The 26,145-nt window shown below is 46.4% G+C and carries 24 protein-coding genes and 1 pseudogene; 18 read left to right on the top strand and 7 right to left on the bottom strand.

Annotated features, from left to right (window positions below; all coding sequences use genetic code 11):
• Nucleotides 1–21 precede the first annotated feature (21 nt).
• On the top strand, nucleotides 22–291 hold the full coding sequence (locus tag RAC86_RS15625; RefSeq protein WP_003229490.1) for a DUF1294 domain-containing protein: 270 nt from the start codon (nucleotides 22–24) through the stop codon (nucleotides 289–291).
• A gap of 15 nt (nucleotides 292–306) precedes the next feature.
• Here the strand turns inward: RAC86_RS15625 and ysdB are convergent, their stop codons facing one another.
• Nucleotides 307–699, bottom strand: a complete 393-nt coding sequence (ysdB, locus tag RAC86_RS15620; RefSeq protein ID WP_003229493.1) for a sigma W pathway protein YsdB — start codon at nucleotides 697–699, stop codon at nucleotides 307–309.
• A gap of 183 nt (nucleotides 700–882) precedes the next feature.
• On the opposite strand from ysdB, the gene RAC86_RS15615 reads away from it, so the two are divergent.
• The 14 genes and pseudogenes from RAC86_RS15615 to RAC86_RS15550 all read left to right on the top strand — a co-directional run bounded on the left by RAC86_RS15615 (nucleotide 883) and on the right by RAC86_RS15550 (nucleotide 16,223).
• The gene (locus RAC86_RS15615) at nucleotides 883–1,968 is read left to right on the top strand and encodes a M42 family metallopeptidase (protein WP_015251496.1); all 1,086 of its coding nucleotides are present in this window, start codon (nucleotides 883–885) and stop codon (nucleotides 1,966–1,968) included.
• 196 nt (nucleotides 1,969–2,164) lie between these two features.
• Complete coding sequence (gene abnA / locus RAC86_RS15610) at nucleotides 2,165–3,136, top strand: arabinan endo-1,5-alpha-L-arabinosidase AbnA (protein WP_015251497.1); 972 nt, start codon at nucleotides 2,165–2,167, stop codon at nucleotides 3,134–3,136.
• 177 nt (nucleotides 3,137–3,313) lie between these two features.
• The gene (araA, locus tag RAC86_RS15605) at nucleotides 3,314–4,804 is read left to right on the top strand and encodes an L-arabinose isomerase (RefSeq protein ID WP_101172345.1); all 1,491 of its coding nucleotides are present in this window, start codon (nucleotides 3,314–3,316) and stop codon (nucleotides 4,802–4,804) included.
• A 13-nt stretch (nucleotides 4,805–4,817) separates the two neighbouring features.
• Entirely contained in the window at nucleotides 4,818–6,500 is a 1,683-nt protein-coding gene (gene araB / locus RAC86_RS15600) for a ribulokinase (protein ID WP_128993270.1), read from the top strand.
• A 16-nt stretch (nucleotides 6,501–6,516) separates the two neighbouring features.
• Nucleotides 6,517–7,206 (top strand): L-ribulose-5-phosphate 4-epimerase, encoded by a 690-nt coding sequence (gene araD, locus RAC86_RS15595; protein ID WP_003229501.1) that lies wholly within the window; start codon nucleotides 6,517–6,519, stop codon nucleotides 7,204–7,206.
• Nucleotides 7,184–8,002: a sugar-phosphatase AraL gene (gene araL, locus RAC86_RS15590; RefSeq protein WP_161477150.1), complete on the top strand. Its 819-nt coding sequence runs from the start codon at nucleotides 7,184–7,186 to the stop codon at nucleotides 8,000–8,002. Before araD ends, araL begins: the two co-directional genes overlap by 23 nt.
• Nucleotides 7,999–9,183: a sn-glycerol-1-phosphate dehydrogenase gene (gene egsA, locus RAC86_RS15585; protein ID WP_161476808.1), complete on the top strand. Its 1,185-nt coding sequence runs from the start codon at nucleotides 7,999–8,001 to the stop codon at nucleotides 9,181–9,183. The genes araL and egsA overlap by 4 nt, the downstream gene beginning before the upstream one ends.
• A gap of 30 nt (nucleotides 9,184–9,213) precedes the next feature.
• Nucleotides 9,214–10,515, top strand: coding sequence for an arabinooligosaccharides ABC transporter substrate-binding protein AraN (gene araN, locus RAC86_RS15580; protein WP_377885849.1), 1,302 nt, complete (start codon nucleotides 9,214–9,216; stop codon nucleotides 10,513–10,515).
• A 35-nt stretch (nucleotides 10,516–10,550) separates the two neighbouring features.
• Entirely contained in the window at nucleotides 10,551–11,492 is a 942-nt protein-coding gene (gene araP, locus RAC86_RS15575) for an arabinooligosaccharides ABC transporter permease AraP (RefSeq protein ID WP_377885848.1), read from the top strand.
• Nucleotides 11,493–12,338, top strand: a complete 846-nt coding sequence (araQ, locus tag RAC86_RS15570) for an arabinooligosaccharides ABC transporter permease AraQ (protein ID WP_029318216.1) — start codon at nucleotides 11,493–11,495, stop codon at nucleotides 12,336–12,338.
• An 18-nt stretch (nucleotides 12,339–12,356) separates the two neighbouring features.
• Complete coding sequence (gene abfA / locus RAC86_RS15565; RefSeq protein ID WP_377885847.1) at nucleotides 12,357–13,859, top strand: alpha-L-arabinofuranosidase AbfA; 1,503 nt, start codon at nucleotides 12,357–12,359, stop codon at nucleotides 13,857–13,859.
• A gap of 152 nt (nucleotides 13,860–14,011) precedes the next feature.
• On the top strand, nucleotides 14,012–15,808 hold the full coding sequence (cstA, locus tag RAC86_RS15560; protein WP_017696693.1) for a carbon starvation protein CstA: 1,797 nt from the start codon (nucleotides 14,012–14,014) through the stop codon (nucleotides 15,806–15,808).
• Nucleotides 15,751–15,940 (top strand): annotated as a pseudogene (locus tag RAC86_RS15555) (hypothetical protein). The gene cstA and the pseudogene RAC86_RS15555 overlap by 58 nt, the downstream one beginning before the upstream one ends.
• Nucleotides 15,855–16,223 (top strand): VOC family protein, encoded by a 369-nt coding sequence (locus tag RAC86_RS15550; RefSeq protein ID WP_225722185.1) that lies wholly within the window; start codon nucleotides 15,855–15,857, stop codon nucleotides 16,221–16,223. The pseudogene RAC86_RS15555 and the gene RAC86_RS15550 overlap by 86 nt, the downstream one beginning before the upstream one ends.
• 38 nt (nucleotides 16,224–16,261) lie before the next feature.
• Here the strand turns inward: RAC86_RS15550 and RAC86_RS15545 are convergent, their stop codons facing one another.
• The 4 genes from RAC86_RS15545 to sspI all read right to left on the bottom strand — a co-directional run bounded on the left by RAC86_RS15545 (nucleotide 16,262) and on the right by sspI (nucleotide 20,498).
• Nucleotides 16,262–17,596, bottom strand: coding sequence for a (Fe-S)-binding protein (locus RAC86_RS15545; RefSeq protein ID WP_377885846.1), 1,335 nt, complete (start codon nucleotides 17,594–17,596; stop codon nucleotides 16,262–16,264).
• Nucleotides 17,593–19,005, bottom strand: a complete 1,413-nt coding sequence (glcD, locus tag RAC86_RS15540) for a glycolate oxidase subunit GlcD (RefSeq protein WP_369878032.1) — start codon at nucleotides 19,003–19,005, stop codon at nucleotides 17,593–17,595. The genes RAC86_RS15545 and glcD overlap by 4 nt, the downstream gene beginning before the upstream one ends.
• Nucleotides 19,006–19,107: 102 nt before the next feature.
• Complete coding sequence (locus tag RAC86_RS15535) at nucleotides 19,108–20,214, bottom strand: CdaR family transcriptional regulator (RefSeq protein ID WP_225722081.1); 1,107 nt, start codon at nucleotides 20,212–20,214, stop codon at nucleotides 19,108–19,110.
• 68 nt (nucleotides 20,215–20,282) lie between these two features.
• Nucleotides 20,283–20,498, bottom strand: a complete 216-nt coding sequence (gene sspI / locus RAC86_RS15530; RefSeq protein WP_021480275.1) for a small acid-soluble spore protein SspI — start codon at nucleotides 20,496–20,498, stop codon at nucleotides 20,283–20,285.
• A gap of 118 nt (nucleotides 20,499–20,616) precedes the next feature.
• On the opposite strand from sspI, the gene RAC86_RS15525 reads away from it, so the two are divergent.
• Complete coding sequence (locus RAC86_RS15525) at nucleotides 20,617–21,363, top strand: TrmH family RNA methyltransferase (protein ID WP_015714484.1); 747 nt, start codon at nucleotides 20,617–20,619, stop codon at nucleotides 21,361–21,363.
• Between the two features lie 66 nt (nucleotides 21,364–21,429).
• Here RAC86_RS15525 and RAC86_RS15520 read toward each other — a convergent pair whose 3' ends face one another.
• Nucleotides 21,430–21,636: a hypothetical protein gene (locus RAC86_RS15520; protein ID WP_004398812.1), complete on the bottom strand. Its 207-nt coding sequence runs from the start codon at nucleotides 21,634–21,636 to the stop codon at nucleotides 21,430–21,432.
• Between the two features lie 81 nt (nucleotides 21,637–21,717).
• Between RAC86_RS15520 and pheS the strand changes: the two genes are divergently transcribed.
• Both pheS and pheT read left to right on the top strand, forming a co-directional pair.
• A complete protein-coding gene (gene pheS, locus RAC86_RS15515) occupies nucleotides 21,718–22,752 on the top strand; it encodes a phenylalanine--tRNA ligase subunit alpha (protein ID WP_185183658.1) in 1,035 nt (344 codons plus the stop codon).
• A 15-nt stretch (nucleotides 22,753–22,767) separates the two neighbouring features.
• Nucleotides 22,768–25,182 carry a phenylalanine--tRNA ligase subunit beta gene (pheT, locus tag RAC86_RS15510; protein ID WP_377885845.1) on the top strand — a complete coding sequence of 805 codons (2,415 nt, stop codon included), beginning with the start codon at nucleotides 22,768–22,770 and terminating at the stop codon, nucleotides 25,180–25,182.
• A 35-nt stretch (nucleotides 25,183–25,217) separates the two neighbouring features.
• Here the strand turns inward: pheT and rnhC are convergent, their stop codons facing one another.
• On the bottom strand, nucleotides 25,218–26,144 hold the full coding sequence (gene rnhC / locus RAC86_RS15505) for a ribonuclease HIII (protein ID WP_377885844.1): 927 nt from the start codon (nucleotides 26,142–26,144) through the stop codon (nucleotides 25,218–25,220).
• Nucleotide 26,145 lies beyond the last annotated feature (1 nt).

Below are 26,145 nucleotides of genomic sequence, written 5' to 3'. Positions count from 1 at the left end.
CTATATAAAGGATGAGGCAACATGATTATTGCTGCTTATTTGGTGTTGATTAATCTGTGCGGTTTTTGGGTGATGGGCATTGACAAACGCAAAGCGCAGCAGCACAAGTGGAGAATTTCTGAAGACCGGCTGTGGCTGATAGCCATCGTGTTTGGAGCGCTCGGTGTCTGGCTTGGCATGCAAACCTTCAGACATAAAACGAAACACGCTTCTTTTAAGTATGGAGTACCGCTTCTTCTGGTAATTGAAGCGATTCTCATCGCTATTTACTACAGCCCGTTTGATTTATAAAAAGCAGAAAAGCGTTTAACGCTCTTCTGCTTTTTTTGCGAGTTTAATGGGCTGGTCCCAGTCAATCTTACAATTTGGATATCGTTCCAGCACTTTTTCTTCAATGTTCTCAAAATCTTTTGCAGAGAAATGTTTCAGCTTCTCAGGAGATTCTGTCCAGACAAAGATCGTGTGAATAAACAGCGGATGATCCTTGGAAGGAATATGCTTTTCTCCCTCAAAAAGCACGCCTTTATACGTCAGCTGAAAATTCTTCCGGGTATTGTTTTGTTCATCAATAATATAAAAATGTTCTTTTGATTGGGCCAGCTTAAGCCTTCTCTTAGGATTCGCGACATATTTGACCACGGCATAAATACAATAAGCAAAAAGTGCAAGCAAAATAATCCTTAGAACCATGACAAACATTGTGTGAAGGCACCTCCCTTATGGTGATGATCTGATGTAATACGAAAAGCATAGAAAAAGGTTTCACTTTTTCTAAAAGAAAGCTGTAAAAACATATACCCGATTTTCAAGTGAAATAGTCGTATGGTTCGCGCCATGTTTTGTATAATAAGAATGCAGGACTGATGAAGGAGGGTTTGGAACATGGCAAAATTAGATGAAACATTGACCATGCTGAAAGATTTAACAGATGCAAAAGGCATACCGGGCAATGAAAGAGAAGTAAGGCAAGTGATGAAATCATACATAGAACCATTTGCTGATGAGGTGACAACAGATCGCCTGGGCAGTTTAATTGCCAAAAAAACTGGTGCAGAAAACGGTCCGAAAATTATGATCGCCGGACATTTGGATGAAGTCGGCTTTATGGTGACACAAATCACAGATAAAGGCTTTATCCGTTTTCAAACCGTTGGCGGATGGTGGGCTCAGGTTATGCTTGCCCAGCGCGTCACCATTGTCACAAAAAAAGGAGAAATCACAGGGGTTATCGGATCTAAGCCGCCTCATATTTTGTCTCCTGAAGCAAGAAAAAAATCAGTGGAAATAAAAGACATGTTTATTGATATTGGAGCTTCAAGCCGGGAAGAAGCCTTGGAGTGGGGTGTACTCCCGGGAGATATGGTCGTTCCGCATTTTGAGTTTACGGTCATGAACAATGAAAAATTCCTACTCGCAAAGGCCTGGGACAACCGCATCGGCTGTGCGATTGCAATTGATGTGTTAAGAAACTTACAAAACACAGACCATCCAAATATAGTGTATGGCGTCGGAACCGTGCAGGAGGAAGTCGGCCTGAGGGGAGCGAAAACGGCTGCGCACACCATTCAGCCTGATATTGCGTTTGGTGTTGATGTAGGAATAGCAGGAGACACGCCTGGCATTTCCGAGAAGGAAGCGCAGAGCAAAATGGGCAAAGGCCCGCAGATTATCGTTTACGATGCATCCATGGTCTCTCACAAAGGTTTGCGCGATGCAGTTGTAGCCACTGCGGAGGAAGCCGGCATTCCGTACCAATTTGATGCCATTGCCGGCGGCGGAACTGATTCGGGTGCCATCCATTTGACGGCAAATGGCGTTCCTGCGCTGTCCATTACCATTGCAACCCGCTACATTCATACGCATGCGGCCATACTGCATCGTGATGATTATGAAAACGCGGTAAATTTAATTACAGAAGTCATTAAGAAGTTAGACCGAAAAACGGTTGACGAAATTACGTACCAATAAAGATACGGAAGAATCCGCCTGTTGAGGTGGATTCTATTTTTTTGTCTGTACAAATTACAGCATAGTGACTACAATAAAGGGGATACCGAAAATTTCCTGAACATGACGATATACGATACGCAGTCGATTTGACAGGAAGGGAGGATAAATAATCTAATTTGTAAGCGCTTTCTAAAATAAAGGAGGTTGAACAAAATTGAAAAAGAAAAAAACATGGAAACGCTTCTTACACTTTTCGAGTGCAGCTCTGGCTGCAGGTTTGATATTCACTTCTGCTGCTCCCGCAGAGGCAGCGTTTTGGGGTGCATCCAATGAGCTGCTTCATGACCCGACTATGATTAAAGAGGGGAGCTCATGGTATGCGCTCGGAACAGGGCTTACTGAAGAGCGGGGACTGCGGGTTTTGAAGTCTTCAGACGCTAAAAATTGGACCGTACAAAAATCCATTTTCACTACACCGCTATCGTGGTGGTCCAATTATGTGCCGAATTATGGCCAAAACCAGTGGGCGCCGGACATCCAATACTATAACGGCAAGTACTGGCTATATTATTCCGTTTCTTCTTTTGGAAGCAATACATCTGCCATTGGCCTGGCATCTTCAACAAGCATCAGTTCGGGGAGCTGGAAGGACGAGGGCTTGGTGATTCGTTCGACAAGCTCAAATAATTATAACGCCATTGACCCGGAGCTGACATTCGACAAGGATGGCAATCCGTGGCTTGCATTCGGCTCGTTTTGGAGCGGCATTAAGCTGACTAAGCTCGATAAGAGTACGATGAAGCCTACAGGCTCGCTCTATTCGATTGCAGCTAGACCGAATAATGGGGGTGCCTTAGAAGCTCCTACTCTTACGTATCAAAATGGCTATTACTATTTAATGGTTTCATTTGATAAATGCTGTGACGGGGTAAACAGTACGTACAAAATTGCTTACGGAAGATCCAAAAACATTACAGGCCCTTATCTTGATAAAAGCGGAAAAAGCATGCTTGAAGGCGGAGGCACCATTTTGGATTCGGGCAATGACCAATGGAAAGGACCTGGAGGCCAGGATATTGTGAACGGAAACATTCTTGTTCGCCATGCCTATGATGCCAATGACAACGGCATTCCAAAGCTTCTCATCAATGATTTGAATTGGAGCTCGGGCTGGCCGTCCTATTGAATCAAAAAGCCGGGCTCTGCCCCCGGCTTTTTTTAAAAGAAAAGATTGACAGTATAATAGTCAATTACTATAATAAAATTGTTCGTACAAATATTTATTTATAGGTTTATTTTCTATCATTAGTACGTATCTTTTGTATTTGAAAGCGTTTTATTTTATGAGAAAGGGGCAGTTTACATGCTTCAGACAAAGGATTATGAATTCTGGTTTGTGACAGGAAGCCAGCACCTATACGGGGAAGAGACGCTGGAACTCGTAGATCAGCATGCTAAAAGCATTTGTGAGGGGCTCAGCGGGGTTTCTTCCAGATATAAAATCACTCATAAGCCCGTCGTCACTTCACCGGAAACCATCAGAGAGCTGTTAAGAGAAGCGGAGTACAGTGAGACATGTGCTGGCATCATTACATGGATGCACACATTTTCCCCTGCAAAAATGTGGATAGAAGGCCTTTCCTCTTATCAAAAACCGCTTATGCATTTGCATACCCAATATAATCGCGATATCCCGTGGGGTACGATTGACATGGATTTTATGAACAGCAACCAATCCGCGCATGGCGATCGAGAGTACGGTTACATCAACTCGAGAATGGGGCTTAGCCGAAAAGTCATTGCCGGCTATTGGGATGATGAAGAAGTGAAAAAAGAAATGTCCCAGTGGATGGATACGGCGGCTGCATTAAATGAAAGCAGACATATTAAGGTTGCCAGATTTGGAGATAACATGCGTCATGTCGCGGTAACGGACGGAGACAAGGTGGGAGCGCATATTCAATTTGGCTGGCAGGTTGACGGATATGGCATCGGGGATCTTGTTGAAGTGATGGATCGCATTACGGACGACGAGGTTGACACGCTTTATGCCGAGTATGACAGACTATATGTGATCAGTGAGGAAACAAAACGTGACGAAGCAAAGGTAGCGTCCATTAAAGAACAGGCGAAAATTGAACTTGGCTTAACCGCTTTTCTTGAGCAAGGCGGATACACAGCGTTTACGACATCGTTTGAAGTGCTGCACGGAATGAAACAGCTGCCGGGACTTGCCGTTCAGCGCCTGATGGAGAAAGGCTATGGGTTTGCCGGTGAAGGAGATTGGAAGACAGCGGCCCTTGTGCGGATGATGAAAATCATGGCTAAAGGAAAAAGAACTTCCTTCATGGAAGATTACACGTACCATTTTGAACCGGGAAATGAAATGATTCTGGGCTCTCACATGCTTGAAGTGTGTCCGACTGTCGCTTTGGATCAGCCGAAAATCGAGGTTCATCCGCTTTCGATTGGCGGCAAAGAGGACCCTGCGCGTTTTGTATTTAACGGCATCAGCGGTTCTGCCATTCAAGCTAGCATTGTTGATATTGGCGGGCGTTTCCGCCTTGTGCTGAATGAAGTCACCGGCCAGGAAATTGAAAAAGACATGCCGAATTTACCGGTTGCCCGTGTTCTCTGGAAGCCGGAGCCGTCATTGAAAACAGCAGCGGAGGCATGGATTTTAGCCGGCGGTGCACATCATACCTGCCTGTCTTATGAACTGACAGCGGAGCAAATGCTTGATTGGGCGGAAATGGCGGGGATCGAAAGTGTTCTCATTTCCCGTGATACGACAATTCATAAACTGAAACACGAGTTAAAATGGAACGAGGCGCTTTACCGGCTTCAAAAGTAGAGGGGGATGTCACATGGCTTACACAATAGGGGTTGATTTTGGAACTTTATCAGGAAGAGCGGTGCTCGTTCATGTCCAAACAGGGGAGGAACTTGCGGCTGCTGTAAAAGAATACAGGCATGCTGTCATTGATACCGTCCTTCCAAAAACGGGTCAAAAGCTGCCGCGTGACTGGGCGCTGCAGCATCCTGCTGATTACCTCGAAGTCTTGGAAACAACCATTCCGTCTTTACTCGAACAGACGGGCGTTGACCCGAAAGACATTATCGGGATTGGAATTGATTTCACGGCATGTACGATCCTTCCTATTGACAGCAGCGGGCAGCCGTTATGCATGCTGCCTGAATATGAAGAGGAGCCGCACAGCTATGTGAAGCTCTGGAAGCATCATGCGGCCCAAAAACATGCTGATCGGCTCAATCAAATCGCTGAAGAAGAAGGAGAGGCTTTTTTACAGCGGTACGGAGGAAAAATTTCATCAGAATGGATGATCCCAAAGGTCATGCAAATTGCCGAGGAAGCGCCTCACATTTATGAAGCGGCTGACCGGATCATCGAGGCTGCAGACTGGATCGTGTACCAGCTGTGCGGCTCGCTCAAGCGAAGCAATTGTACCGCAGGGTATAAAGCGATGTGGAGTGAAAAAGCGGGGTATCCGTCAGATGATTTCTTTGAGAAATTAAATCCTTCAATGAAAACGATTACAAAGGACAAATTGTCAGGTTCTATTCATTCAGTAGGAGAAAAAGCCGGCAGTCTGACTGAAAAAATGGCAAAGCTGACAGGGCTTCTCCCGGGAACGGCTGTTGCGGTTGCCAATGTGGACGCTCATGTTTCGGTACCGGCGGTCGGCATTACAGAGCCAGGGAAAATGCTGATGATTATGGGAACCTCGACGTGCCATGTTCTACTTGGTGAAGAGGTGCATATCGTTCCAGGAATGTGCGGCGTTGTGGACAACGGAATTCTCCCGGGCTATGCGGGATATGAAGCCGGGCAGTCCTGTGTCGGCGATCATTTTGACTGGTTTGTGAAAACATGTGTCCCGCCAGCTTATGAAGAGGAAGCAAAGGAAAAAAACATTAGCGTTCATGAGCTGCTGAGTGAGAAAGCAAACCATCAAGCGCCTGGTGAAAGCGGCTTGCTTGCTTTAGATTGGTGGAATGGAAACCGTTCAACTCTTGTTGATGCAGATTTAACAGGGATGCTGCTTGGCATGACACTGCTGACGAAGCCTGAAGAGATTTATAGAGCGTTAGTTGAAGCGACAGCTTACGGAACCCGGATGATTATCGAAACATTCAAAGAAAGCGGTGTTCCGATTGAGGAACTGTTCGCAGCCGGCGGAATAGCTGAGAAAAACCCGTTTGTCATGCAGATTTATGCGGATGTGACAAACATGGACATTAAAATCTCTGGTTCACCGCAAGCACCAGCCTTAGGATCTGCCATTTTCGGCGCGCTTGCAGCAGGCAAAGAAAAAGGCGGCTACGATGACATCAAAGAGGCAGCGGCGAACATGGGAAAACTGAAAGATATAACTTATACGCCAAATGCCGAAAACGCCGCGGTTTATGAAAAATTGTACGCTGAATATAAAGAGCTGGTTCATTATTTCGGAAAAGAAAACCATGTCATGAAGCGTCTGAAAACGATCAAAAATCTTCAATTTTCATCTGCCGCCAAAAAGAATTGAAAAAGGGTGATGGAGCATGCTTGAAACATTAAAAAAAGAAGTGCTGGCTGCCAACCTGAAGCTTCAAGAGCATCAGCTGGTAACCTTTACGTGGGGAAATGTCAGCGGCATTGACCGTGAAAAAGAAAGAATTGTCATCAAACCTAGCGGAGTCGAATACAGCGATCTGACAGCAGATGACTTGGTTGTTTTGAACCTTGATGGAGAGGTCGTCGAAGGCTCGCTTAAGCCTTCTTCAGATACACCTACCCATGTTTATTTATATAAAGCCTTTCCGAATATCGGGGGAATTGTCCATACCCATTCTCAATGGGCGACAAGCTGGGCACAATCGGGCAGAGACATCCCTCCGTTAGGCACGACCCATGCTGATTATTTTGACAGTGCGATTCCATGTACTCGTGAAATGTACGATGAAGAAATCATTCATGACTACGAACTGAATACAGGAAAAGTCATAGCGGAAACCTTTCAGCATCATAATTACGAACAGGTGCCGGGTGTGCTCGTGAATAATCACGGACCGTTCTGCTGGGGCACTGACGCCTTAAATGCCATTCATAACGCAGTTGTATTAGAAACGGTTGCCGAAATGGCCTATCACTCCATTATGCTGAACAAGGATGTAACCCCAATCAATACAGTCCTGCATGAAAAGCATTTTTATCGAAAACACGGAGCAAATGCGTATTATGGCCAGTCATGATACGCCTGTGTCACCGGCCGGCATTCTGATTGACTTGGACGGTACTGTATTCAGAGGAAATGAGTTGATCGAAGGAGCAAGAGAAGCGATCAAAACGCTTAGGAGAATGGGAAAGAAAATCGTCTTTTTAAGCAACCGGGGGAATATCTCCCGTGCCATGTGCAGAAAAAAACTTCTTGGCGCGGGGATTGAAACGGACGTAAACGACATTGTTCTGTCATCAAGCGTGACAGCGGCTTTTCTGAAAAAACATTATCGTTTTTCAAAGGTATGGGTGCTTGGGGAACAAGGCTTGGTTGACGAGCTGAGGCTGGCCGGTGTGCAGAACGCGAACGAACCGAAGGAAGCGGATTGGCTCGTGATCTCCCTTCATGAAACGCTCACGTACGACGATTTAAATCAAGCCTTTCAAGCGGCTGCCGGCGGCGCTCGTATTATCGCTACAAACAAAGACCGCTCTTTTCCGAACGAAGACGGAAATGCCATTGATGTGGCTGGAATGATTGGGGCAATTGAGACTTCTGCACAAGCGAAGACTGAACTTGTTGTCGGAAAGCCGTCATGGCTGATGGCGGAGGCTGCCTGTACAGCAATGGGGCTGTCCGCACATGAATGCATGATTATAGGAGACAGCATTGAATCTGACATTGCGATGGGGAAGCTTTATGGCATGAAAAGCGCCTTAGTGCTAACTGGTTCTGCGAAACAGGGTGAACAGCGTTTGTACACGCCGGATTATGTGCTGGATTCTATTAAGGATGTAACCAAATTGGCTGAGGAGGGGATTCTGATATGAATCGTATCGCAGCTGACGTTCAGCGTGCTTTTGAACACGCCGGAGAAAAGACGTTGCCTATAAAAGTTGAAGAAATTGTTCTCGGTAAACAAGCAGCTGATTCGCTTTTGGATTATGTGAAACGAAAAAACAATCAACATATTGTCCTTGTCTGCGACGCGAATACACAGCGCATTGCAGGAATTGATTTAGAAAACCGACTGAATCAAGAAGGATTTCAGGCCGAGTGCCTGATCATTCCAGAAAATGAAGCCGGAGATGTGACAGCTGATGAACGATCGCTCATTCATGTGCTGATCCATACGAAACAACCAACGGATGTCATGATCGCAGTCGGTTCGGGCACGATTCATGATATCGTCCGCTTTGCGGCGTTTCAAAGAGATTTGCCGTTTATTTCTTATCCGACTGCTCCATCTGTAGACGGTTTTACATCAGCAGGGGCGCCGATTATTTTATACGGCACGAAAACAACCATTCAAACGAAGGCCCCGTCTGCGCTGTTCGCTGATCTGGATCTATTAAAAGCGGCACCGCAGTCAATGGTGGCAGCTGGCTTTGGTGACATGCTCGGTAAAATAACGTCTTTAGCAGATTGGGAAATATCCCGGCATCTTGCCGGCGAGCCTTATTCGTCAGCAGGAGCTAAGATTGTTCAGGAGGCGCTTGCTGCCTGCATTGAACACACAGAAGACATTGCGATGAAAACGGAAACAGGCATACGGGTTTTGATGGAGTCTTTACTTGTATCGGGGCTTGTCATGCTGGCATTAGATCATTCCCGCCCGGCATCAGGCGGAGAGCATCATATTTCACATTGGATTGAGATGGAATTAATGGAGAAAAAACGGCCACAGATTCTTCATGGGGCAAAGGTGGGCTGTGCTGCTGTTTTATTAACTGACACATACAGAAAGCTCGCTAAGGATGACGGGCTGAACGAATTTTCACCGAGCCGGCGGCAAGCCATCCAATCGGCTTATCAAACTCTTCCGGAAGGAGAAGTGCTGGCTGATTGGCTGAGATCAGCCGGAGGCCCTGCGTATTTTGACGAAATCGGTGTCGGGCAGGATTCCGTCAAGAATGCCTTCAGACACGCGCACACCTTAAGAGACCGCTGCACCGGATTAAGAATCATCAATGAAAACAAAACGCTGATCAACCATGGTCTGTATGAATAGCCCGCACCTCGAATGGAAGGGGTAACGCAGATGAAAAAAATGACTGTCTGTTTTCTTGTGCTCATGATGCTGCTGACATTAGTCATTGCTGGGTGTTCAGCAGAAAGATCATCCGGGAAGTCGGGTGAAACCGAGCTGACCTTTTGGACATTTAACGGGCTTCATGAGCAGTTCTATGTGGAAATGGTGAAGGAATGGAACAAAAAATATCCTGACCACAAAATTAAGCTGAATACGGTCGTTTATCCATATGGACAAATGCACGATAACTTATCTATCTCCCTAATAGCGGGAGAAGGCGTTCCTGATATTGCAGATGTCGAATTGGCCCGTTTTTCAAACTTTTTGAAGGGCTCTGACATACCGCTTGCCGACTTGACTCCGCTGATTGAAAAGGACCGCGATAAATTCATTGAGGCGCGGCTGACCCTGTACAGCAAAAACGGCAAGCTTTACGGACTCGATACGCATGTAGGAACAACGGTCATGTTTTATAACATGGATGTGATGAAAAAAGCCGGCGTCAATCCTGACGATATTAAAACATGGGATGATTACCATAAAGCCGGACAGAAAGTGCGCAAAGTGACCGGGAAGCCGATGGGAACGGTGGAAACAAATGATTCCGCAACGTTCTTATCTATGATTTCACAGCAAAACTCAGGCTATTTTGATAAAAACGGCAAGCTGATCCTCAATAATGACACCAACGTAAAAACACTTCAATATTTAAAAGACATGATCAATGATAAAACGATGATTCCTGCGCCGGGCGGCGGGCATCACAGTGAAGAATACTACGGTTTTATGAACCAAGGAGGAGCTGCTTCAGTCCTCATGCCGATTTGGTATATGGGAAGATTTATCGATTATATGCCTGATCTGAAAGGGAAGATTGCCATCAGGCCGCTCCCGGCATGGAAAGAGGGAGGCGACCGCTCGGCAGGTTTGGGCGGTACGGCAACCGTTGTGCCGAAGCAATCCAAGCATGTTGAGTTAGCAAAAGAGTTTTTGGCCTTTGCGAAGGGCTCAGAAGAAGGAAATAAAAAACTCTGGAGCGTACTCGGCTTTGACCCGCTTCGCTGGGATGTCTGGAGCTCCAAGGAATTGAAAGAGAAAAACAAGTACACGGATTACTTCCAAAACGGAACAGGCATTTTTTCCGTGCTGCTCGATATCAAGGATGAAATCAATCCGATTTATTTACATGAGGATTTTGCCAAGGCTTCAGACCTTGTCAACAGAAGCGTGTTGTTCGACGCACTTAAATCTCAGCAAAAAACGCCTAAACAAGCCTTGGACAGAGCGGCAGGTGAACTGAAACAGAAATAGAATCCCATTCAAAAAGTGAAAGCGGGGAGGTTCTCATGAAACCTGTGAAAACAGGAACGGTTCATCCCGTTCCTTCAGCTGCGAAACAATCAGGCTGGCGAGATCTGTTTTATTCAAAAAAAGCGGCGCCCTATCTGTTTACAGCGCCATTCGTTTTATCCTTTCTCGTATTTTTTCTATACCCCATCATTAGTGTCTTCATCATGAGCTTTCAAAGAATATTGCCGGGAGAGGTGTCCTTTGTCGGTTTGTCTAATTATACAGCGCTAAACAACCCGACGTTCTATACCGCCCTTTGGAATACGCTGGAATACACCTTTTGGACGCTGATCGTGCTGATTCCTGTTCCATTGCTTCTGGCCATATTCCTGAATTCAAAGCTGGTCAAATTTAGAAATATATTTAAATCAGCGCTATTCATCCCGGCATTGACCTCCACCATTGTCGCGGGGATCATTTTTCGGCTGATCTTCGGAGAAATGGAAACGTCTCTGGCCAATTCCATCCTACTCAAACTCGGCTTTTCACCTCAGAACTGGATGAACAATGAATATACCGGCATGTTTTTGATGGTGCTGCTTGCTTCATGGAGATGGATGGGAATCAACATCCTTTACTTTTTAGCCGGTTTGCAAAATGTGCCGAAAGAGCTGTACGAAGCCGCTGATATAGACGGCGCGAATACAATGAAAAAATTTCTGCACATCACGCTGCCGTTTCTCAAGCCTGTAACCGTATATGTGCTGACCATCAGCATTATCGGCGGCTTCAGGATGTTTGAGGAAAGCTACGTCCTTTGGCAGAATAATTCCCCGGGTAATATTGGTCTGACGCTTGTCGGATATTTGTATCAGCAGGGACTTGCCTACAACGAAATGGGGTACGGAGCAGCCATCGGCATCGTGCTTTTGATTGTGATCCTTGTTGTCAGCCTGATTTCATTAAAGCTGTCAGGCTCGTTTAAGGGGGAGGGATAAATGTTGCGGCACAGTCCTCAGTTTAGCGTTTATAGAATTGCGCTAACCCTGTTTTTTATTATGCTGAGCCTATTGTATCTTTTTCCGATTTTCTGTTTGCTTTTAGGATCATTAAAGCCGTCATCTGAGCTTTTGCGTGTGGGGCTGAATCTTGAAATTGATCCAAAAGTGATGAGTTTTGATAACTACACATTTCTGTTTAATGGCGGCAGCATTTATTTCAAATGGTTTTTTAACAGTCTTGTACTCGGACTTTTTACGACCGTGCTCACCCTGTTTTTTTCTTCGATGATCGGGTACGGGCTTGCGGTTTATGATTTTAAGGGCAGAAATATCATCTTTGTTCTTGTGCTGATTATCATGATGGTTCCGCTGGAAGTGATGATGCTTCCTTTGTTTAAGCTTACTGTCGGACTGCACTTGATCGATTCATATACAGGTGTCATATTGCCGTTTATCGTTTCACCTGTTGCCGTTTTCTTTTTCAGGCAATATGCTCTTGGCCTTCCAAGAGATCTGCTGGACTCTGCAAGGATGGACGGCTGTACGGAATTCGGCATCTTTTTCAGGATTATGGCACCGCTGATGAAACCGGCTTTCGGCGCGATGATTATCCTTCAGTCCTTAAACAGCTGGAACAACTTCTTATGGCCGCTGATTGTGCTTCGGTCGAAAGAAATGTTTACGCTTCCAATAGGGCTGTCCAGCTTGCTGAGCCCTTATGGCAACAACTATGACATGCTTATATCCGGCTCAGTATTTGCGATTTTGCCGGTGATTATCATTTTCTTGTTTTTCCAAAAGTACTTTATCTCCGGCCTGACGGTAGGGGGAGTCAAAGGTTAATGAAGGAGGAAACGTGTGATGAAAAAAGCGCGAATGATTGTAGACAAAGAATATAAAATCGGTGAAGTAGATAAACGGATTTATGGCTCGTTTATCGAACATATGGGTCGTGCGGTATATGAAGGCATATACGAGCCTGATCACCCTGAAGCGGATGAAGATGGATTTAGAAAAGATGTCCAGTCGCTGATCAAAGAATTACAGGTTCCCATCATCCGCTATCCGGGCGGAAACTTTTTATCCGGATACAACTGGGAGGACGGTGTCGGACCAGTCGAAAACCGCCCGAGACGGCTTGACTTGGCATGGCAAACGACAGAAACCAATGAAGTGGGAACAAATGAATTTTTATCTTGGGCAAAAAAGGTGAACACTGAGGTCAATATGGCCGTCAACCTTGGTACAAGAGGCATAGATGCCGCCCGTAATCTCGTTGAATATTGCAACCACCCGAAAGGCTCTTACTGGAGTGATTTAAGAAGATCGCATGGCTATGAACAGCCGTATGGCATCAAAACATGGTGCTTAGGAAACGAAATGGATGGACCGTGGCAGATCGGCCACAAAACAGCTGATGAATACGGACGGCTTGCCGCAGAGACAGCAAAGGTCATGAAGTGGGTTGACCCATCAATTGAACTCGTTGCCTGCGGCAGCTCAAACAGCAGCATGCCGACCTTTATCGATTGGGAAGCGAAGGTGCTGGAGCATACGTATGAGCATGTCGACTATATCTCTCTTCACACCTACTACGGAAACCGGGATAACAATCTGCCAAACTACTTGGCACGTTCTATGGATTTGGATCATTTTATCAAATCAGTCGCTGCGACCTGTGACTATGTAAAAGCAAAAACACGCAGCAAGAAAACAATCAATCTTTCTCTGGATGAATGGAACGTCTGGTACCACTCAAATGAGGCTGATAAAAAAGTCGAGCCGTGGATCACTGCGCGTCCGATTTTGGAGGATATTTACAATTTTGAAGATGCCTTATTAGTCGGCTCTCTGCTCATTACGATGCTGCAGCACACAGACCGTGTGAAAATTGCGTGTCTTGCACAGCTTGTCAATGTCATCGCGCCGATCATGACGGAAAAAGGCGGAGAAGCATGGAGACAGCCGATTTTCTACCCATACATGCATGCTTCTGTTTACGGAAGGGGCGAGTCACTGAAACCGCTTATTTCTTCTCCTAAGTACGATTGTTCTGATTTCACTGATGTGCCATATGTTGATGCTGCTGTTGTGTACTCTGAAGAGGAAGAAACACTCACTATTTTTGCGGTAAACAAGGCTGAGGATCAGATGGAGACGGAGATTTCGCTCAGAGGCTTTGAATCCTACCAAATCGCAGAGCACATCGTACTTGAGCATCAGGATATCAAAGCAACAAACCAGCATAACAGAAAAAATGTCGTTCCGCATTCCAACGGATCATCGTCTGTCAGCGAAAACGGCTTAACTGCTCATTTCACGCCGCTTTCCTGGAATGTGATCCGCCTGAAAAAACAGTCATAAGAATAAGCAAAGCCGGAGAGAAATCTCCGGCTTGTCTTTCAACTGCCACGAGCCGGCCCGTTCAAGCCGGCTTTTTGTATAGGAAAAAATGACCGCTTTTCACCATAAAATTATGATATATTTATGAAAAACAGCAAAGGGGATGGGAGAAAATGAATGCGGTTACAATTGTGATAGCATCAATGTGTATTTTGGCTATTGCCTATCGTTTATACGGAACATTTATGATGGTGAAGGTGCTCAAAGTGAATGATGACAAGCCAACACCTGCTCATGCGCTTGAGGATGGGAAAGACTATGTGCCTACAAATAAATGGGTTTCGTTCGGCCACCACTTTGCCGCGATCGCAGCGGCCGGGCCGCTGGTCGGACCAATTCTGGCGGCGCAGTTTGGCTATTTGCCGGGATTATTGTGGCTGTTAATCGGGGCGGTAATTGGGGGAGCCGTCCATGATATTGTGGTGTTGTTTGCATCGATGCGCAAAAACGGAAAATCGCTGTCGGAAGTGGCGAAGGATGAGCTTGGCCCTGTTGCAGGATTTTGTACAGGACTGTCCATGCTGTTTATCATCACGATCACAATGGCGGGCCTGTCGATGGTTGTCTTGCATGCGCTTGAACGTAATCCATGGGGAACATTTGCGGTAGGGATTACGATTCCGATTGCGATGGGTGTGGGCTTATTTTATAAGAAAACGGGAAATTTAAAGCTCGCTTCAACGGTCGGCTTTCTCTTTTTAATGGCAGGAGTCTTTATCGGTCCATGGGTACAGACTACCGCGCTCGGTGACTTTTTAACGCTAGATACGAAAACGCTTGCAATCGCGCTTCCTGTTTACGCGTTTTTTGCGGCTGCGCTTCCCGTTTGGCTGCTTCTTGCTCCGCGTGATTATTTAAGCAGCTTTATGAAAATCGGTGTTTTTATCGCTTTGATTGTTGGTGTGTTTGTCGTCAATCCGTCCATTCCGTTCCCTGCGTTTACAGAATTCGTAAAAGGCGGCGGGCCGGTGCTGGCAGGGCCTGTCTGGCCGTTCATCTCAATAACCATCGCCTGCGGGGCGATCTCTGGGTTCCATGCCTTTGTCGGCTCAGGAACGACACCGAAAATGCTGAATAAATGGAGTGATATGAAGCCGGTTGCGTTTGGCGCAATGCTTGTTGAGTGTCTTGTCGGCATCATGGCGCTGATTGCAGCGACCGCTTTACAGCCTGCTGATTACTTTGCGATTAACAGCACGCCTGAGGTTTTCCGTACGCTTGGCATGAATGTCGTACATTTGCCTGAATTGAGCAGGGAAATCGGTTTGGACTTAGAAGGAAGAACAGGGGGAGCCGTTACGCTTGCGGTGGGGATGACTTATATTTTTACCGGAATGCCGTTTTTCAGCCATTTGGCCTCATACTTTTTCCAATTTGTCATTATGTTTGAAGCGGTCTTTATTTTAACAGCGATTGACGCCGGCACACGCGTTGCCCGTTATTTGATCCAGGATTTCTTCGGGGAGGTGTATAAACCGCTGAAGAAAACAGACTGGATTCCGGGCTCTATATTTGCCAGCGCGCTTGCCTGTTTGATGTGGGGGTACTTGCTGTATTCAGGAGATATCGGTTCCATTTGGGCGCTGTTCGGCGTTTCTAATCAGCTGATGGCTTCAGTGGGGCTGATTATCGGAGCGACGATCGTGCTGAAAATCGCTGATAAACGCCGGTACATTCTGACTTGCCTTATCCCGCTTGCCTATTTATATGTCACTGTCAATTATGCGGGCTATTGGATGGTGCGCAATGTGTATCTCAATCCTGAAGCAGCAGGATATAGTGTATTGAATGGCGTATTATCTATCATCATGCTGGTGTTAGGCTTCATCATTATCGTGGCGGCTGTGAAAAAATGGGCGCAGATGTGGAAAGATCCGAGCTTAAGGATGGAAGCATCTATACCGGGCTAGAAGGACTATTGAAAAATGCTGAGGGGGGTTGGCAATGAATCTATCAATGAAATATCTTATTCTATACGTATCGGACAGCCAGCGGGCTATTCATTTTTACCGGGATATTTTAGGACTGCCGATTCGTGCTGAACACGGCACGTATGTCGAATTTGAAACAGGGTCTACGATATTGGCGCTTAATACGCGGGAAAGCGCCAGAGACATCACGGCGCTGGACATTCCGGATACATCTGCTTCAAACACATTTGAAATCGGGTTTGTTACTGAAAATGTAGAAGCGGTCATCAAAAGGATGAGAGAACAAGGCGTATCGATTATCGGGGAGCCGAAAGTGAAACCATGGGGGCAGACGGTCGCCTATATCGCTGATCCGGATGGACATTATATCGAAATTTGCAGTCCGATGGAATAACGCACAAAAGCCCAAAACAATGTCTGTTTTGGGCTTTCTCATGATGTTTTGTGCCCGGCTGCTTCCAATAGCAAATCAGCCAGGTGAACGGCTCTGACTTTACCGCTTAGTCCTTCGCGTTCAATGCCGAGCTTCATCTGCAGCAGGCAGCCGGGATTTGCTGTTACAATGAGGATCGCTTCGGTTGCTTTGACGGCAGCCATTTTGCTGTCCAGTATTTTCATAGACATTTCAGCTTCGACGATGTTGTAAATTCCCGCTGACCCGCAGCAGTTGTCTGCTTTCTCCATTTCTTTGAATTCCGCCCCTTTGATGCTTTTAAGAAGCTGGCGGGGCTCAAGCGACGTATGCATTACATTTCTTAGGTGGCATGAATCTTGGTAGGTAACGACCTGAGGCGTCTCGAGCGCTAAGTCCATTTGATGGAAATCGAGTTCAACCAAAACAGAAGAAAAATCCTTCAGCTTTTGAACAAAAGCTGTAGCCCGTTCCGACCACTCAGGGTCATCCTTCAGCAAATGATCATATTCAGTGAGAAAGGCTCCGCATCCTCCTGCGTTTGTAATGACAGCATCAACGTCTAACGCTTCAAAAGCAGCGATATTTTGTTTCGCGAGCTCTTTCCCTGTGTTTTTTTCACCGCTGTGTCCATGCAGCGCCCCGCAGCAAGCCTGTTCAGGCGGGATGACAATGTCGCAGCCTGCCAGCTGTAAAAGCTTCAATGTGGCATTGTTAGTCGGTAAAAACATCGTATCCATTAAGCAGCCCGAAAAAAAGGCGACCCGTTTTTTCATGGGGCCAATGGACGGCAGGAAACGCGGCCGATGTTTCATGTCTTTGCTTTTTGGAACATCAGGAAGAACAGCTTCCATCGTCCGCAAATGCTCAGGCAGGACCCGAAGCATGCCTGATTTTCGCACAGCGGTTTGCAGTCCTGAACGCTGATACAAACCGATAAGGCTTACAGCTGAGCGCATGCGGTTTTGATGCGGAAACAGCTCGTGAAAAGCCGTCTTTCGCATGACACGTTCACCAAGAGAGTGTTTTTTATTTTGGTGGATAATATCTCTGGCTTCCTCAAGCAGCTGCCCGTATTTCACGCCAGACGGGCATACGGGCTCACAGGCGCGGCAGCCGAGGCAAAGTGACAGCGACCGTTCGACATCTTCATCCGGTTCAAGCATACCGTCGGCTACGGCTTTCATTAAGGCGATACGCCCGCGCGGAGAGTGTGTTTCCTGAAATCCCGATTCGATATAGGTCGGACAGGAAGGAAGACAGAAGCCGCAGCGCATACAATTTAATAACTCGCCTTCATCCATACGCTCTTTAAATTCATTTTGGATCTGTTTCATTTCTTTTTCTGTTGTCATCTTTCCGCCACCACACGTTTTCTGGCATCTTTCGCAAACACTTTGCCCGGATTTAATATGTTCCGGGGGTCAAATGCCGCTTTCAACGCTTTCATCGCATCAATGCCTTCTTTTTTCAGCTTCATTTCCAAGTAAGGCGCTTTCATTTCCCCGACTCCGTGCTCTCCGGTTATCGTCCCGCCAAGTTCAATCGCTTTCTCAAAAATCTCGGCAAAAGCCTGTTCGACACGTTCCATTTCATCCTTATTTCTTATGTCTGTCGTGCATGTCGGGTGAAGGTTCCCGTCTCCCGCATGACCAAAGGTGCAGATGGAAATATCATATTTAGCAGCAATATCATTAATCGCTTTAACCATATTGGCGATTTCTGAGCGAGGAACGGTCGCATCCTCTAAAATCGTCGTCGGTTTGAGGCGGGCTAGGGCAGAAAGTGCAGAGCGCCGTGCTTCAGTCAGGGCGAATGCCTCCTCCTCCGTTTGTGCGGTCTGAACGGATACGGCGTCGCCTTTTTTGCAGATCGCCTCAATCTTTTCCATATCCCGTTCAACAGTTTCAAATGGCCCGTCTTGTTCAATTAACAGAACTGCTTTTGCGCTTGTCGGAAGTCCGATTTTGGCATAATCCTCAATCACCAATAGTGTAGGCTGATCGAGAAATTCAAGCGTAGCGGGTATAATTTTTGCGGCAATGATGTCTGATACCGTTTGAGCAGCGGCATCGATGTTTTCATAAAGGGCAAGCAGCGTCTTCTTTGTTTCCGGCTTTGGAACAAGTTTGACGATGGCTTCGGTCACAATGCCGAGTGTTCCTTCTGAGCCGACAAAAAGCCGTGTGAGATCGTATCCGGCCACATCCTTTGCGAGTTTTCCGCCGGTGCGGATGATGTCACCATTTGCGAGCACAACCTCCAGTCCAATAACATAGTCGCGGGTGACGCCGTATTTTAATCCACGTAGCCCGCCGGAATTTTCATTGATGTTTCCGCCCATGGTTGATATTTTCATAGAACTCGGGTCAGGCGGATAAAACAAACCTTTGCTTTCAACTGCCCGGATCATATCCAGCGTAATGACTCCCGGCTGAACTGTGGCAGTTAAATTTTCTTCATCAATCTCAAGAATCCGGTTCATGTGCTTAAAGAGAAGCACAAGTCCGCCTTCAGTCGGGCACGTGCCGCCGCACAGGTTTGTCCCTGATCCTCTTGGAACGATCGGCACTCGATGTTCGCTGCAAATTGTTAAAATGCGTGATACTTCATCAGTATTCCTCGGAGCAATCACGGCATCAGGCATAGACTGATACTGAGGCGTCGCATCATATGAATAGACGAGACGGCCGGCATTCGAGTCATCAAAGTTTTCTGGTCCGGAGACCCGAATCAGCTGCTCCTTTACATCCTTGGTGATCATTTCACCCATCCCCCTGTCAAAAAATGCTTTCAATCTATTGTAAAAGAAAAAAAGCAAAGCCTTCCATGGAGAAACATACAAAAAATGAAACTGAAACTCTCTCTATTTTGTATCTTGATCTAAAAAATAGAGTGCGACGTACATCGTGACGACGTCCTCGGTACGGTCAAAACGTAAACCCGTCAGCTGTTCAGCCTTAGCCAGACGATAACGCAATGTATTGATATGAATATGCATATCTTCTGCGGTTTGTTTCAAAGACAAATCGTGATGAAAGAAAGTCCGTAACGTATTCATAAGTTCCTGATGCTCTAGCGCCTCTCCTAATACTCTTTGCGGAAATTCGTTTCGGGTTCCCGGGCTGATCTCCGTCAGACACATATCAAGCTTCAGATCCTCTTCAAATATGGGCGTTTTTCGCTTAAGGCTGACAGCCAGCGCTTTTTCCGCTTGCTCGTATGAATCTGTCAGGCTGGAGCTTGCGACAGCCCTTCCGGCGCCAGCTGCTGCAAATTGGCTGTTTGCGGTATTGGCAAACGAACAAATGTGAAGGATCTTCCGTAAAAGCCGATCCCTTTGTTCATGCTGCGGCACTTCATGATTAATCAAGATCCGTTCATTTCCCCACCTGATGAACAAATCCGCAGGGTACGAGGATTTCCAGCTGCGTGCCATTTGTTCAATATCATGACGTGACCACTCATACCCCTGAATAAGAATCATTTGGCGCCGGGAGGAAAGGTTAACACCAAGAAGCTGAGCTTTCTCAAGAAAACTGGGAGACCACTCCTTTAATTGCAGCCAATCGATCATAAAGGACTCCAGCATTCTCTCACGCCACTGGGATTGCTCTAAATGCCGTGATTCCTTAATGAACAGCTCTGTCATTTTTCGAAGCAGTTCTCCGAATGGCTGAATCTCTGCAGGCTCACCTGTCAGCCCGAAGACGGCGATCACATCATGGTCAAAAAATACAGGGAGGTTTATGCCTGCTTTCACTCCTTTTAATCTTGTTTCATCTTCTTTTGTAATAATCACGCTGCGTCTTTCTTTTGCGCAGATAAGCGCTCCCTCATGAAATTGTCCGACACGTTCATCGTTTGTGCCTGCCATAATAAGACCGTCCGTGTTTACAATAATGACTTCACGTTCGTACATTTTTTTAACTTCAGCAATAATTTTTTTCGCTAATAACGGCTGTAAAAACATGGCGTTCCCCCTCATCATGTTTTTATTATATAAGAAAAAAACCGGGCGCTGTCACCCGGTTTCATGTCTTATTCGGCGGGTTTTAATCCGCCTTCAAGCGTTTTCAGCATTTCGTTTTTCTCACTTTCGGATGCGTGCTGCCAAATGACTTCGAATAAAACGCCGAGCCCTGGAAGCATTTTTTCTTCACCGCTTTGAATCGCATCTACGATTGTATGCTCAAGCTGCTCCTGATTATTGCCGGTGACATTGGAGATGACGGCATGACGTAAATTAAGATCCATGTAAAACGCTCCTTTTTCTAAAATGTAATACGTATATTCTAACCCTGCACCTGGTTTATTATGTGCTGTTCTTGCGATATAATAACATCATGTTAAAAAAAGGAGCGCCACATAGACAGTGAAACAAATAGAATCGGCAAAAAACCAAAAAGTGAAGGATTGGAAAAAGCTTCACACAAAAAAAGAACGAACAAAAACAAATACATTTCTGATAGAGGGAGAACACCTCGTTGAAGAGGCGTTGAAAAGCCCGGGCATTGTGAAAGAAATCCTTGTAAAGGATGAAACGAAGATTCCTTCAGATCTTGAGACTGGTATCCAGTGCTATATGCTGAGTGAAGATGCGTTTTCAGCTGTGACTGAAACCGAAACGCCGCAGCAGATTGCCGCTGTGTGCCATATGCCTGAAGAAAAGCTGGCAACGGCACGCAAGGTGCTGCTGATTGACGCTGTTCAAGATCCGGGAAACCTTGGCACAATGATTCGAACGGCTGATGCGGCCGGTTTGGATGCGGTTGTACTCGGTGACGGCACGGCGGACGCCTTTAACGGAAAAACACTGCGATCTGCTCAAGGATCTCACTTCCATATTCCTGTTGTGAGAAGAAACCTGCCTTCATATGTGGACGAATTGAAGGCAGAGGGCGTAAAAGTATACGGCACGGCGCTGCAAAACGGAGCGCCTTACCAGGAGATTCCTCAGTCTGAATCCTTTGCGCTCATTGTAGGAAATGAAGGTGCAGGGGTGGATGCTGCATTGCTGGAAAAAACGGATTTGAACCTGTACGTGCCGCTTTACGGACAGGCTGAATCACTAAACGTTGCGGTTGCGGCTGCCATCCTCGTGTATCACTTGCGAGGATAGTGTTGCGCCAAGCGTTGGATTTCTCTATAATAGAACATAATATTTCAAAAACCGTGACAGAGGACCTCAATTTCTGATCAACTGCTTTCCAGGGAGAAAATGCCGCTGACTGAGAGCATTTTTAACGCAGCCGGAAATTGGCTTCACCTCTTGAGTTGTCGCCGGGACCGCGTACACTGCGCGTAAAGGTGAACCGGAATCTGATTCCGTTATGTCAATGAAGCTGACGACAGCATCAGTCTGTCTGAAATAAGGGTGGTACCGCGGCCACAACTCGTCCCTTGTAAAAGGGACGGGTTTTTTTTATTTTCCAAAGACATATGACGGTTTGTTTACATAAAAGGAGGATGCAAAATGGAAGAAAAGCTAAAACAGCTGGAACAAGAAGCTTTAGAACAAGTAGAAGCGGCAAGCTCATTGAAGATTGTCAATGATATTCGGGTGCAATATCTCGGAAAAAAAGGGCCGATTACAGAAGTGCTGCGCGGAATGGGCAAGCTTTCTGCTGAGGAACGTCCAAAAATGGGGGCGCTCGCGAACGAAGTAAGGGAGCGTATTGCCAATGCGATTGCTGACAAAAACGAGAAGCTTGAAGAAGAGGAAATGAAACAGAAGCTTGCAGGACAGACAATTGACGTCACGCTGCCGGGGAACCCTGTTGCAGTCGGCGGCCGCCATCCGCTCACTGTTGTCATTGAAGAAATTGAAGATTTATTTATCGGTATGGGCTACACAGTCGAGGAAGGGCCAGAGGTTGAAACGGATTACTACAACTTCGAATCGCTCAATCTTCCGAAAGAACACCCTGCGCGCGATATGCAGGACAGCTTTTACATCACAGAGGAGACTTTGATGAGAACGCAAACTTCCCCTGTCCAAACACGGACGATGGAAAAGCATGAAGGCAAAGGTCCCGTTAAAATCATTTGCCCGGGTAAAGTATATCGCCGTGATAACGATGATGCGACGCACTCTCACCAATTTATGCAAATTGAAGGGCTTGTCGTTGACAAAAACATCAGCATGAGTGATTTAAAAGGAACGCTTGAACTTGTTGCGAAAAAAATGTTCGGACAAGACCGCGAAATCAGACTCCGCCCAAGCTTCTTCCCGTTTACTGAGCCTTCAGTAGAAGTGGATGTGACATGCTTTAAATGTGGTGGGAACGGCTGCTCAGTATGTAAAGGAACAGGCTGGATTGAAATCCTCGGTGCCGGAATGGTTCACCCGAACGTGCTTAAAATGGCTGGCTTTGATCCGAAGGAATATCAGGGCTTTGCATTCGGAATGGGTGTTGAGCGCATCGCGATGCTGAAATACGGCATTGATGATATCCGCCACTTCTATACAAACGATGTCAGATTTATTTCGCAGTTTAAACAGGCGTAAGAGGAGGATGCAAGGATGTTTGTTTCTTATAAATGGTTAGAGGATTATGTTGATTTAAAAGGCATGGACCCGGCTGTTCTTGCTGAAAAAATTACAAGAGCCGGTATTGAGGTTGAAGGAATTGAATACAAAGGAGAAGGCATCAAAGGCGTTGTCATCGGCCATGTGCTGGAGCGCGAGCAGCACCCGAATGCTGATAAGCTGAATAAGTGCCTTGTGGATATCGGAGCTGAAGCCCCTGTACAAATCATTTGCGGCGCGCCGAATGTGGATAAGGGACAAAAAGTCGCAGTTGCAACAGTCGGAGCGGTGCTGCCGGGCAATTTCAAAATCAAAAAAGCCAAGCTTCGCGGTGAAGAATCAAATGGCATGATCTGTTCCTTACAGGAGCTTGGTATCGAAAGCAAACTTGTGGCGAAGGAGTATGCAGAAGGCATTTTCGTATTCCCTAATGACGCTGAAACAGGAAGCGATGCCTTAGCGGCTTTACAGCTTGACGATGCGATTCTTGAGCTGGGTTTAACGCCAAACCGCGCGGATGCCATGAACATGCTTGGTGTTGCTTACGAGGTTGCCGCGATTTTAGACACTGAGGTAAAGCTTCCGCAAACGGATTACCCGGCTGCTTCAGAACAAGCGTCTGATTACATTTCAGTCAAAATTGAAGATCAAGAAGCGAACCCGCTGTACACTGCAAAAATCATTAAAAATGTCACGATTGCTCCGTCACCGCTTTGGATGCAGACAAAGCTGATGAATGCAGGCATTCGTCCGCACAACAACGTCGTTGACATCACAAATTTTGTCCTGTTGGAATACGGACAGCCGCTTCATGCGTTTGATTATGACAGATTTGGCTCTAAGGAAGTCGTAGTAAGAAAAGCAGCTGAGAATGAAATGATCGTCACTCTCGATGATCAAGAACGTAAGCTGTCCGCCGATCACCTTGTTATTACAAACGGAATGAAAGCGCAGGCCGTTGCGGGTGTCATGGGAGGAGCAGAGTCAGAGGTTCAGGAAGATACTAAAACGATTTTGCTTGAGGCTGCGTATTTCAACGGGCAGACGGTTCGCAAGGCTTCCAAAGACCTTGGTTTGAGAAGTGAATCAAGCGTAAGATTTGAAAAAGGAATTGATCCGGCGCGCGTACGTCTTGCAGCAGAACGGGCTGCGCAGATGATCCATCTGTATGCCGGCGGTGAGGTGCTTGCTGGAACAGTTGAGGAAGATCACCTGACAATCGAAGCAAATAACATTCACGTATCTGCTGACAAAGTGAGCAGCGTTCTAGGCCTGACGATCAGTAAAGAAGAACTGATCAGCATTTATAAACGTCTCGGTTTTACGGTCGGTGAAGCGGATGAACTTCTCGTTGTGACTGTCCCATCACGCCGCGGCGACATTACAATAGAAGAGGATTTAATTGAAGAAGCGGCAAGACTGTACGGCTACGATAACATTCCGTCTACGCTTCCTGAGACAGCGGGAACTACAGGCGGATTAACGCCATATCAGGCAAAACGCCGTAAAGTCAGACGCTTCCTTGAAGGCGCAGGCTTATCACAGGCCATCACTTACTCACTGACAAACGAGAAGAAAGCGGCAGCGTTTGCGATTGAAAAATCACTGAATACTGTGCTTGCGCTTCCAATGAGTGAAGAAAGAAGCATTCTCAGACACAGTCTTGTTCCGAATCTGCTTGATTCTGTTTCTTACAACCTTGCGAGGCAGACTGACTCAGTTGCACTGTACGAAGTTGGCTCCGTTTTCCTAACGAAGGAAGAGGACACAAAACCTGTTGAAACAGAACGCGTAGCAGGAGCTGTTACCGGATTATGGCGCAAGCAGCTATGGCAGGGTGAAAAGAAACCAGTTGATTTCTTTGTTGTCAAAGGAATTGTGGAAGGGCTGTTAGACAAACTCAACGTCCTAGACAGCATTGAATTTGTACAGTCTGAACGCAAACAGCTGCATCCGGGCAGAACAGCGAACATTTTATTGAATGGTTCTCTGATCGGCTTCATCGGCCAAGTCCACCCTTCATTGGAAAAAGAACTGGATATAAAGGAAACATACGTATTTGAGCTCGATCTTCATGCGTTGCTCGCAGCAGAAACAGCACCGCTTGTTTACACGGCGATTCCGAAATATCCGTCTGTGACACGTGATATCGCCCTTGTAACAGATAAAACCGTTACAAGCGGACAGCTCGAGAGCGTCATTAAAGAGGCTGGCGGCAAGCTTCTGAAAGAGGTAACCGTCTTTGACGTATACGAAGGCGAACATATGGAGGAAGGCAAGAAGTCAGTCGCTTTCTCACTCCAGTATGTCAACCCTGAACAAACACTGACTGAAGAAGAAGTGACAAAGGCGCACAGCAAAGTGCTGAAAGCGTTAGAAGACACATATCAAGCTGTTTTAAGAGGCTGAGAAAAAAGCTTGCAGAGAAATCTGCAAGCTTTTTTCTATGAACGTTTTTTATCAGCAAGGCGCTGCGCTTTTTGCGTATTGGCGAAATGGAGTTTTGTAAAGGTTCTGAGTGCAGATGCCCCTTTTTTGAGGATTAGCTTGGCGGCCGCTTCATCGACGTGCGGACCGGCGCCTTTTGGAAGCGTCATTCCTGCCGCGCGTGATAGTTTATCCATTTCCATTAAAAACGAATATCTTGCAATGATTGAAGCAGCGGCGACAGCCAGGTGAATACCTTCAGCTTTTGTGCTAAAATAGGTCCGCTCCTTCACAATGTCTCTGCCCTTTAAATGATTGAAGTAGACGCCTGGCTCAGCGAATTGGTCAATCAAAATGGCCTCAGGCTTTATTCCATCCATTTTCCTTAATAAATGGGTGATCGCCTGATTGTGCAGCAATGCTTTCATTTTCCCTTGGCTCATGCCTTTTTCCTGCATGCTGTTATACTTTTCATTTTTTAAAACCAGCAGGCTGTATGGAATAGTTTTGATCAGGTTTCGGGCAATCTCGATGATTTGCGGATCTTTTAAATCTTTAGAATCCTTAACACCGAGTTCCTTCATTAAAGGAAGCATGGTTTTGTCGACGTACGCGCATACAACCGTCATTGGGCCAAAGTAATCTCCGGTTCCGACTTCGTCAGAACCGATAACAGACATTCCGGCGATATCTGCCGGAGGGGCATAGCGGGGATCAGCCGGCTTTTTGGCCATTTTCTTCTTTTCCGGCTCTGCTGTTCCCCAGCGCGCGGATTCTGCCGCTGCGTTTTTGCCTTGAAATAAGACCTTGCCGGATTGATATGCTGTAATGGTACAGCCGGGCGGTTTCGCCTGAAAAACGGCTCCCTGCGGAACAGAGGCTGTAAGCGAACCGCTGTATGTCATTTTCATTTGGTCAATAGCAGACAACGATACTTTTATCACT

The organism is Bacillus sp. LR_5 (assembly GCF_042709275.1).
The sequence above is the reverse complement of the archived record's forward strand: the minus strand, read 5'-3'. Positions and strand labels throughout refer to the sequence as shown.